Raw genomic sequence first — 9061 nt, 5'->3', positions numbered from 1 at the left:
GCTCTATCTTCCGGTCGTTCGATTTTTCGCTCAGCGGGCCGAAAGATGCTCAGTCATTTTTCCATGCCGTTGGTGGCCTGTTTCCTGAAGCCAGCTGTTTCCCGGAAGCCGCCAGCCGGAAACAATCAGCCTGGCCTGGCGGCGGAAGCGCGGGGGGACCGGTCAGGACGCGGACGGGACGAGGAAGGCCGTGATGCCGTCGGCGATACCCCGCGCGGCATGTTGGCGCCAGGTGGCGTCCGAGACCCGGGTGGCGTCGTCCGGGTTGCGCATGTTGGCGCATTCGACGAACGCCTTGGGCACCCGTGACAGGTTCAGCCCACCGAGGTCCGCGCGGAACGACAGCCCGGTGTCCGCGACGTAGTCGGCCCGGGGCTCGCCGGTGTTCCGTTCGAACCTGCTCCGCAGCACATCCGCCAGCCGTGCTGATGGGACGATAATCCCGGCGTTCCCGCCATCCGGGCTGAGGCTCGGGGCGATGACGTGAAACCCGGTGCCCTCCGGCGGCCCGCCATCGGCGTGCACGGACACCGCCGCATCAGCATGCACGTCGTTGCCGATCCGCGCCCGCTCGTTGATGCACGGGCCGACCCCGGAGTCGTCCGTCCTGGTCAACACGACCGTGGCACCGCGTTCGCGCAGGACCGCGGCGGCCCGGACGGCGACGTCAAAGGTAAAGGCGTGTTCCGGGTATCCGGCGTTGGTCTCGGCACCCGCGGTGTCGCACTCCTTGTCGATGCCGCCCGCGTCCACCTTGCGTGCGATCACCGCGGCCGCCGCCGCGTTCCCACCGTTGTGCCCGGGGTCCAGCAGGACCGTGCGTCCTCGCAGGGAGCTCTGCCCCGGCTGCGACAGCCCCGCGGCGGCGGCATCCGTCCGCTGCCGGGCCATGAACCCGGGCAAACTGGACAAACCAGGTAACACGCCGCGGGCCGCGAAGCCCCCGACCATTATTACGAAAACCGTGACGGCCACAGCGAACGCTCGCGGCCACGAAGGCATCTAGCGCCGCCCCAGCACGGCTTGCCGGCCGCGGGCAGCCGGGGGGACACGTGTCATGGCGGCCATGCCCGCGGCATGCGCCCGCGGGACGGGGAGGCCCGTCGTCACGGGGCCGCCGCTGTCACGAAATCGATGAGGCGTTCGACCGCGCCGAGAAGACCCACCTCGATGTCGGTGTAGGAACGCACGCTGGCGAGCACCCGACGCCACATGTCCACCGGCTCGGCGACCCCGAGGGCGCGGCACACGCCTTCTTTCCACGGCTCGCCCGGGGGCACCCGCGGCCAGGCCGCGATGCCCACGGAAGCCGGCTTCACCGCCTGCCAGATGTCGACGTAGGGATGCCCGGTCACCAGCACGTGCGGTGAGGTCACAGCCGCGGCGATCCGGCTCTCCTTGGAACCGGCAACCAGGTGGTCGACGAGGACCCCGAGGCGGCGGCGCGGCCCCGGCTGGAAGGACGCGACGACAGCGGGAAGATCATCCACGCCATCGAGGGATTCCACGACGACACCCTCGATCCGAAGATCATCACCCCAGATGCGCTCGACGAGCGCCGCGTCGTGCAGTCCCTCCACGTAGATCCGGCTCGCCTGTGCGACCCGCGCCGGGTGGCCGCGAACGGCCACAGAGCCGGACGCGGTGCGGGCGGGGCCCGTGGGTGCCGCCCGCTGGGGCCTGATCAACGTTACCGGCCGGCCGTCGAGCAGGAAGGCCCCGGGCTCAAGCGGGAAAGCCCGGCGTCGGCCATGCCGGTCCTCAAGCAGCACACCGCCCGCTTCAACATCTACAACCGCGCCGCAGAAGCCAGTGGCGGCGTCCTCAACCACCAGCTCCCGGTCCGCCTCGACCGTGGGCGGCGGCGCGGGCCGCGTGCGCTTCTCCCGCGCCAGCACATCAGGCCCGTAGTCTCTGCTGCGCACCCGCCTACTGTAGCCCGGCCGTTCGCGGGCGCGTGCCGTCCGCGTGCCTCGTCGTTCACCCGTGGATCCGAACACGCGGGCGCGCGCGCCGCGGCTGGGCCGACGTCCCAGAATCAACCTATGACCGAGAGATACCGACCGGGTGTCGCCCTGCTGGTGATCGACATCCAGAACGACTTCGCCGCGCCCGAAGGCAGCCTGTACGTCCCCGGCGGCGAAGAGATCATACCGGCTGTCAATGCCGAGATCGAGCAGGCGGTGGCGGCGGGATCGCCGGTCGTCTACACCCAGGACTGGCATCCGCCCACCACCCCGCACTTCTCCACCAGCGGAGGCATCTGGCCGCCGCACTGCGTGCGGGAGAGCGTGGGCGCACGGTTGCATCCGATGCTGCGGGTGGACGGAACGGTGGTTCGCAAAGGGACGGGCGGCGAGAACGGCTACTCGGGATTCACCGTCCGGGATCCGCTCACCGACGCCGCGCAGGCGACCGAGCTCCACCGGATTCTCGCTACCCGCGACATCACCACGATTGTCGTGGTCGGCCTCGCCGGGGACTACTGCGTGAAGGCAACGGCTCTGGACGGGCGGGCACTCGGCTATCAGGTGGTGGTGCCGCTCGCGCTGACCCGGTTCGTCACGCTCCAGCCCGGCGACGACACGCAGGCCATCGCCGATCTGCGCGACGCCGGCGTCGTGGTGGTTCCCGACCAGTGAACGGTCACGGCCGCCGCAATACCGTGGGAACGTGCCGGCTTACCTCGACCACGCGGCCACGGCCGTCCTGCATCCCGCGGCCCGTACAGCGCTGCTGGCTGCCCTCGACGACGGCTGGGCGGACCCTGCCCGCCTGTACCGCGACGCCCGCCACGCCCGCCTGCTGCTCGACGCCGCGCGGGAGACCGTCGCCGCGGTCATCGGTGCCCGTCCCGACGAGGTCAGTTTCGCCTCGTCCGGCACCCAGGCGGCCCAGCTCGCGGTTCTTGGCGCGGCCCAGGCCCGCCGCCGGTCAGGGAGACGGATGCTGGTCAGCGCCGTTGAGCACTCCTGCGTTCTGCACGCCGCGCAGTGGCACGAAGACGCCGGCGGCACCGTCGACACCGTCGGCGTGGACCGGTTCGGCCGGGTCGACCCGGCGGATTTCGCTCCCCCGCCGGATACCGCCCTGGCAAGCCTGCAACATGCCAACCACGAGGTCGCAACCATTCAGCCGGTAGCCGCGACCGCGGGTGTGCTGCACGCCGCAGGCGTCCCGTTGCATGTGGACGCGGCCATGTCGGTCGGGCGGATCCCCGTGGACGTCCGCGCCCTCGGCGCCGATCTGCTCAGCGCCAGCGCGCACAAGTTCGGCGGGCCGGCGGGGGTCGGCATCCTGGTGGTACGGACCGGGTGCCGATGGGTCAACCCGCTGCCCGCGGACGAACGCGAGGGTGGCCGGGTGAGCGGCTTCCCCAACGTCGCGGCCATCGTCGCGACGGCCGCGGCCCTGCATGCCCGCGCCGCTGAGATCACCGCTGAGACGCCGCGCCTGGCCGGCTACATCGAGCGGCTGCGCACCGGCATCCCCCACCTCGTCAAGGATGTCGAGCTGCTCGGCGACCCTGATGCGGCCGGTCGGCTGCCGCATCTGCTTACTTTCTCCTGCCTGTACGTGGACGGGGAGTCGCTGCTCGGGGAGCTGGACCGGGCGGGGATCGCCGTCAGCAGCGGATCGAGCTGTGTATCGGACACGCTCGCCCCGAGCCACGTGCTGGCGGCGATGGGCGCGTTGACCCAGGGCAACATCCGCGTGTCGTTCGGTCGTGAATCCAGCACAGCAGATGTGGACACCCTGCTGGCGGTCCTGCCGGACGCGGTTGCCCGGGTCCGGGAGCGAGCCGGGGCTGTCAGCCTGTGACGCCATCCGACGCCGGTACGAGCGCCGCCGGCCACAGCGGCCACGGCGCCGCGTGGGATGGCGCCCAGCTCACCGTGGACGCACGCGGGCACCGGTGCCCGCTACCCGTCATCGAGCTCGCGCGCCGGATCCGCGAGGTCGACGTCAACGCCGACCTACAGCTGTGGGCAGACGACCCAGCCGCCGCGTATGACATCCCCGCCTGGTGCCGGATGCGCGCCAACACGCTGGTCGCGACCCGCGAACTGGCCAGCGGGGGAACGGCCTACCTCGTCCGCCGCTGTTCCTGATCATTCACCGGGAGATGCGGGGCGATCTCCGCGACGGCGTTGGGCCCATAGCTCTCCAAAAGCCGCTTGGCCAGGTCGTCCGGGATGGTGTCGTACTCCTGGGTGCCGATCGTCTCCAACGCGAGTGTCGCGAGCAGGCAGCCGAGCTGCGCGGACCGCTGCTGGGGCAGATCCCAGGCGAGACCGGCGAAGAAACCGGCACGAAAGGCATCACCGACACCCGTCGGATCGGGCGTCACCCTGGCCGGCACGACCGGTACGTGGAGCGGCGGCTCGCCGACAGCCTCGATCGAGACGCCGTCGGCGCCGTGGGTGGTGACCCGCGTCCCTACGCGTTGCAGTACCTGCGCATCCGACCAGCCGGTCTTGCTCTCCAGCAAGCTCTTCTCATATGCGTTGCACAACAGCCAGGTGGCCCCCTCGACAAGCCGGCGGATCTCCGGGCCGTCCATCCGGGCAAGCTGCTGGGACGGGTCGGCGGCGAACGCGATGGAGCGATCCCGGCACTCGTCGGTGTGGCGGAGCATGGCCTCGGGGTCGTTCGGGCTGATCACCACCAGATCCAGCGAACCGAGGCGCTCGATGATCGGCCCCAGCTCGATCAGGCGAGCATCGCTCATCGCGCCCGGGTAGAAGGAGGCGATCTGACACAGATCGCTGTCGGTCGTGCACACGAAACGAGCCGTGTGAAAAAGATCACTGACCAGTACCGAATCCGTGTCCACTCCATGGCGATCCAGCCATGAACGGTAGTCGGCGAAATCCTCACCGACCGCGGCCACCAGGACGGGGCGGAGCCCCAGCCGCCCGAGGCCATAGCAGATGTTGGCCGCCGCTCCCCCGCGCCGGATGACCAGATCATCAACCAGGAAGGACAGCGACACCCGTTCAAGCTGGTCGGCGAGAAACTGGTCGGCGAACCGCCCCGGGAAACGCATGAGATGGTCAGTGGCGATGGAACCTGTCACGGCGATGCGCACGACACGCGAGCTTACCCGGTCGACAGCCGCTCGCTGGCGGAAAGCCTCATCTTCGGGGCGCCGCGACATCCACCGGAACATGGCGATGGTGCTCGCCCCAGCCGGAAACCGGTCGAGGCGAACACCATCATCTGCCTATCCCTGACGCGCCGGAACGGGACGAACCCGGCCCCGTGGCAATATGATCAGTGGAAGGAGTCGCCGCAGGCGCAGGAGCCCGCCGCGTTCGGGTTGTCGATCGTGAAGCCCTGCTTCTCGATCGTGTCGACGAAGTCGATCGTCGCGCCGCCGAGGTACGGGCTGCTCATCCGGTCGACCGCGACCTTGACACCCGAGAAGTCCAGCACGGTGTCGCCGTCGAGCTGACGCTCGTCGAAGAAGAGCTGGTACCGCATGCCAGAACAGCCACCGGGCTGCACGGCGATCCGCAGCTGGAGGTCGTCCCGGCCTTCCTGCTCAAGCAGGCTCTTCACCTTGCTCGAGGCCACATCGGTCAGGATGACGGTATTCGGCCGAGCCACGGTGTCCGTGCCGGTCACGGTGTCAGTCGTCGCGTCCTGGACGGTCATGGAGACTGCTCCCTAGGTTCCCTTGGGGCCCGCGAGTGCGCGAAAATCCATGCTCGCACATCGGTGGGCCAGCGAGCCCTTGTTGTCAGGTCTGGCCTGTATTGGTGTGCCCCACGCCAGCGGCCGCGCTCGGTACGCGGCCGCGTGAGATGCCGGTAAATATCGCCATTCAGGTGAATGTCGCCGTTCATGCCATCGCGGCGGTAGCCGTCACCCCCAACACCTACCTGCAACACCGCACGCCGCGATCGCCTTCCCATCGTACGCAGGAGCGCCGCGGACGACCAAGCACGGACCGGGGGGCTGTGATCGCGGACTCCCCCCGCCGACTGCGACACGTGCGCGCATAGCGAGTTAGAGTCTTATCGACCATTCGCGCACAGGCTAGGCGGCCAGGCCCCCCATCGGCCGGTCGACCGGAGGAGCGAGCATGACGATCAATCCCGCGCTCGGCCGCGCCGCCAGTACTCCGCCGGTCGGGCCGCCGGTCACATCGCCATCGGTCACAGCGCCGCCACCGATACTCCCGAATCCGCTTGCGATGCTGTTGCTCGGTCGCGCCGCCGATCCCGGCAGCGAGCCCGGGGTCGACTGCCCCGGCGCGCTGCCGCCGGCGTCCGATCCGCACCTGGTCGACCGCGCCGCGGCGGCTCGGGCGACGCTCGGCGACTCCGTCTTCGTGCTCGGGCACCACTACCAGCGCGACGAGGTCATCGCCTTCGCCGACGTGACCGGCGACTCGTTCAGGCTCGCGCGGCAGGCCGCGGCCCGTCCCGAGGCCAGCCATATCGTCTTCTGCGGCGTGCACTTCATGGCCGAGAGCGCGGACATCCTCACCGGGGAGCATCAGCAGGTGATCCTGCCCGACCTCGCCGCCGGCTGCTCCATGGCCGACATGGCCGCGATCGAGCAGGTGGAACAGGCCTGGGAAACGCTGGCGGACGCGGGCCTCGCCGAGGACACGGTGCCGGTCAGCTACATGAACTCCACAGCCGCGATCAAGGCGTTCACCGGGCGGCATGCCGGCACGATCTGCACGTCGTCCAACGCCCGCCGGGCTCTTGCCTGGGCATTCGGGCCCGAGCGCCGCGGCCGGCGGGTGCTGTTCCTGCCCGACCAGCATCTCGGCCGCAACACCGCGGTGCTGGAGATGGGCATGTCGCTCGACGACTGTGTCGTCTACAACCCGCGCCGTCCCGGCGGCGGTGTCGGGACGGCACAGCTGCGCGACGCGCGGATGATCCTCTGGCGGGGGCACTGCTCGGTACACGGCCGGTTCAGCCGCGCCTGCGTGGACGAGGTCCGCGCCCGCCTGCCCCGCGTCACCGTGCTCGTCCATCCGGAATGCCAGTACGACGTCGTCACCGCCGCGGACCTGGTCGGCTCGACCGAATACATCATCAAGGTCGTCGATGAGGCGCCGCCCGGTAGCGCTTTCGCCGTGGGCACGGAGCTCAACCTGGTGCGGCGGCTCGCGCATCGGCATCCGGACAAGACCGTGGTCTTCCTGGACCGTACGGTGTGTTATTGCTCGACGATGAACCGTATCGATCTACCCCACCTCGTGTGGGCGCTCGAGTCCCTCACCCGCGGCGAGACGGTCAACCTCATCACGGTCGACCTCGATGTCGCGGCCCACGCCCGGAAGGCCCTTGACCAGATGCTGGCACTCCCCTGATGGCCCTGTTGAAACGACGCACAACGGCGTCGGCCGCGCCCGCCGCCCCACCCACCGACGGGGCTGCGCCCAGCGGTGGCGGGAACGAGCCGGGCAAGGGACGCCCGACCCCGAAGCGCAGCGCGGCACGCGCGGCACGCGCCCGTGGCGGCGTCCTCGCGGCCCCGGCTTCACGCAAGGACGCGCGTACCCGGTCCCGCGCGGAACGCCGTCGCCAGAGCCAGGAGTACCGGGCCGGGATGATGTCCGGGGACATCAGCAGACTGCCCCCGCGCGAGCGTCTCCCCGAACGTGTGCTGGCCCGGGACTTCGTCGACACCCGCCGCAACGTGGGGCCGTTCTTCCTGGTCGCCGCGGCGGTGTACTTCGTCGGTGGGCTCGTCCCGAACGTGTACGTCCGGCTCATCGCCACCTACCTGATGCTGCTGGGAATCCTCGCTGTGGCCGTCGACTCGATCGTGCTGTCGCGCCAGGTCAGCCGCAGAGTTGCCGAGAAATACCCGGCTTCGACGGTCCGGGTACGCGCGTACAGCGTGCAGCGCGCCCTGCTGCCGGCCCGCTGGCGGATGCCGCGGCCGCACCTCACCCGCGTCGGCAACGGGTGACGGACCACGCGGTGATCAGATGATGCCGGCACAGAGCGAGACGCTCCGGTACGACCCGGGCCTCAAGCTCTGTGCCGGGAATCATAGGGTGACCGGGTGGAGCATCGACGACTAGGACGCAGTGGGCTGAGCGTCAGCGAGATCTCGTACGGCAACTGGCTCACCCATGGCGACCAGATCGAACGGGATCAGGCCTTCTCGTGCGTACGCGCCGCGCTGGACAGCGGGATCACGACCTTCGACACCGCCGACGTGTACGCGGGTACGAAGGCCGAGGCTGTGCTGGGTGAGGCCCTGGAGGGGATACGGCGCGAATCGTACGAGCTGTTCACCAAGGTCTTCTGGCCGACTGGGCCCGGCCCGAACGATCGCGGTCTGGGGCGCAAGCACATCATCGAGTCCTGCCACGCCTCGCTACGGCGGCTGCGCACCGATCATCTCGATCTCTACCAGGCACACCGCTATGACCCGACCGTGCCCCTGGAGGAGACCCTGCGGGCCTTCGAGGACCTGGTGCGGGCCGGCAAGGTGCTCTACGTGGGTGTCTCGGAGTGGGACGCCACGCAGATCGCCGCCGCGGTGGAGATCGCCGCCGCGACCGGCTTCGACCAGATCATCTCCAACCAGCCGCAGTACTCGATGCTGTGGCGGAAGATCGAGGCGGAGGTCATCCCCACTTCCCGCGCCGCCGGCATCTCCCAGCTCGTCTGGTCACCGGTCGCGCAGGGTGTGCTCACCGGCAAGTACCAGCCGGGAACCCCGCCGCCGGAGGAGACTCGTGCGGCCAGCGGCTCCGGCGCGGGTTTCATCCGGCGGCTGATGGGGGACGAGGTTCTCACTCGGGTCCAGGGCCTGCTGCCGGTCGCGGCCGACGTCGGCCTGTCCCCCGCGCAGCTGGCCGTCGCCTGGGTGCTGCAGAACGACAATGTGGCATCAGCGATTATCGGAGCGTCACGACCAGAGCAGGTTCACGAGAACGTCAAGGCCTCTGGAGTGACGCTGGACCCGGAGGTCCTGACCCGGATCGACGCGGTGCTCGGCGATGTCGTCGTCACCGACCCGGACATCGTGTAACAAGCGGACGCGAAGCGACGGCCTCACGGCCAGGACGCGCTAA

10 protein-coding genes are annotated in these 9061 nt (G+C 69.7%); 6 read left to right on the top strand and 4 right to left on the bottom strand.

Annotation, left to right across the window (positions count from 1 at the left end; genetic code table 11):
* Positions 1 to 162: 162 nt before the first annotated feature.
* Entirely contained in the window at positions 163 to 975 is an 813-nt protein-coding gene (locus MJ783_RS10875) for an N-acetylmuramoyl-L-alanine amidase (RefSeq protein ID WP_239310274.1), read from the bottom strand.
* 131 nt (positions 976 to 1106) lie between these two features.
* Positions 1107 to 1925: a DUF3097 domain-containing protein gene (locus MJ783_RS10870; protein ID WP_239310273.1), complete on the bottom strand. Its 819-nt coding sequence runs from the start codon at positions 1923 to 1925 to the stop codon at positions 1107 to 1109.
* Positions 1926 to 2045: 120 nt separating this feature from the next.
* On the opposite strand from MJ783_RS10870, the gene MJ783_RS10865 reads away from it, so the two are divergent.
* From MJ783_RS10865 to MJ783_RS10855, 3 genes are read left to right on the top strand one after another with little or no spacing between them, the layout of a single operon-like run.
* Positions 2046 to 2642, top strand: a complete 597-nt coding sequence (locus tag MJ783_RS10865) for an isochorismatase family protein (protein ID WP_239310272.1) — start codon at positions 2046 to 2048, stop codon at positions 2640 to 2642.
* A gap of 31 nt (positions 2643 to 2673) precedes the next feature.
* Positions 2674 to 3822: a cysteine desulfurase family protein gene (locus MJ783_RS10860; RefSeq protein WP_239310271.1), complete on the top strand. Its 1149-nt coding sequence runs from the start codon at positions 2674 to 2676 to the stop codon at positions 3820 to 3822.
* On the top strand, positions 3819 to 4112 hold the full coding sequence (locus MJ783_RS10855; protein WP_239310270.1) for a sulfurtransferase TusA family protein: 294 nt from the start codon (positions 3819 to 3821) through the stop codon (positions 4110 to 4112). Before MJ783_RS10860 ends, MJ783_RS10855 begins: the two co-directional genes overlap by 4 nt.
* On the opposite strand, the gene MJ783_RS10850 is transcribed toward MJ783_RS10855, so the two are convergent.
* A complete protein-coding gene (locus MJ783_RS10850) occupies positions 4088 to 5092 on the bottom strand; it encodes a carbohydrate kinase family protein (protein ID WP_239310269.1) in 1005 nt (334 codons plus the stop codon). The two genes, MJ783_RS10855 and MJ783_RS10850, sit on opposite strands and share 25 nt — an antisense overlap.
* 185 nt (positions 5093 to 5277) lie before the next feature.
* On the bottom strand, positions 5278 to 5661 hold the full coding sequence (locus MJ783_RS10845) for an iron-sulfur cluster assembly accessory protein (protein ID WP_239310268.1): 384 nt from the start codon (positions 5659 to 5661) through the stop codon (positions 5278 to 5280).
* A gap of 541 nt (positions 5662 to 6202) precedes the next feature.
* On the opposite strand from MJ783_RS10845, the gene nadA reads away from it, so the two are divergent.
* From nadA to MJ783_RS10830, 3 genes are all read left to right on the top strand, one after another.
* Positions 6203 to 7339, top strand: a complete 1137-nt coding sequence (nadA, locus tag MJ783_RS10840; RefSeq protein WP_239310278.1) for a quinolinate synthase NadA — start codon at positions 6203 to 6205, stop codon at positions 7337 to 7339.
* Complete coding sequence (locus MJ783_RS10835; RefSeq protein ID WP_239310267.1) at positions 7339 to 7944, top strand: DUF3043 domain-containing protein; 606 nt, start codon at positions 7339 to 7341, stop codon at positions 7942 to 7944. Before nadA ends, MJ783_RS10835 begins: the two co-directional genes overlap by 1 nt.
* Before the next feature lie 96 nt (positions 7945 to 8040).
* Positions 8041 to 9018 carry an aldo/keto reductase family protein gene (locus tag MJ783_RS10830; protein WP_239310266.1) on the top strand — a complete coding sequence of 326 codons (978 nt, stop codon included), beginning with the start codon at positions 8041 to 8043 and terminating at the stop codon, positions 9016 to 9018.
* Positions 9019 to 9061 lie beyond the last annotated feature (43 nt).

Source organism: Protofrankia sp. Cj3 (assembly GCF_917627355.1).
Lineage (GTDB): Bacteria > Actinomycetota > Actinomycetes > Frankiales > Frankiaceae > Protofrankia.
Note: the sequence above shows the minus strand (reverse complement) of the source record. Positions and strands in the feature narration are given on the sequence as shown.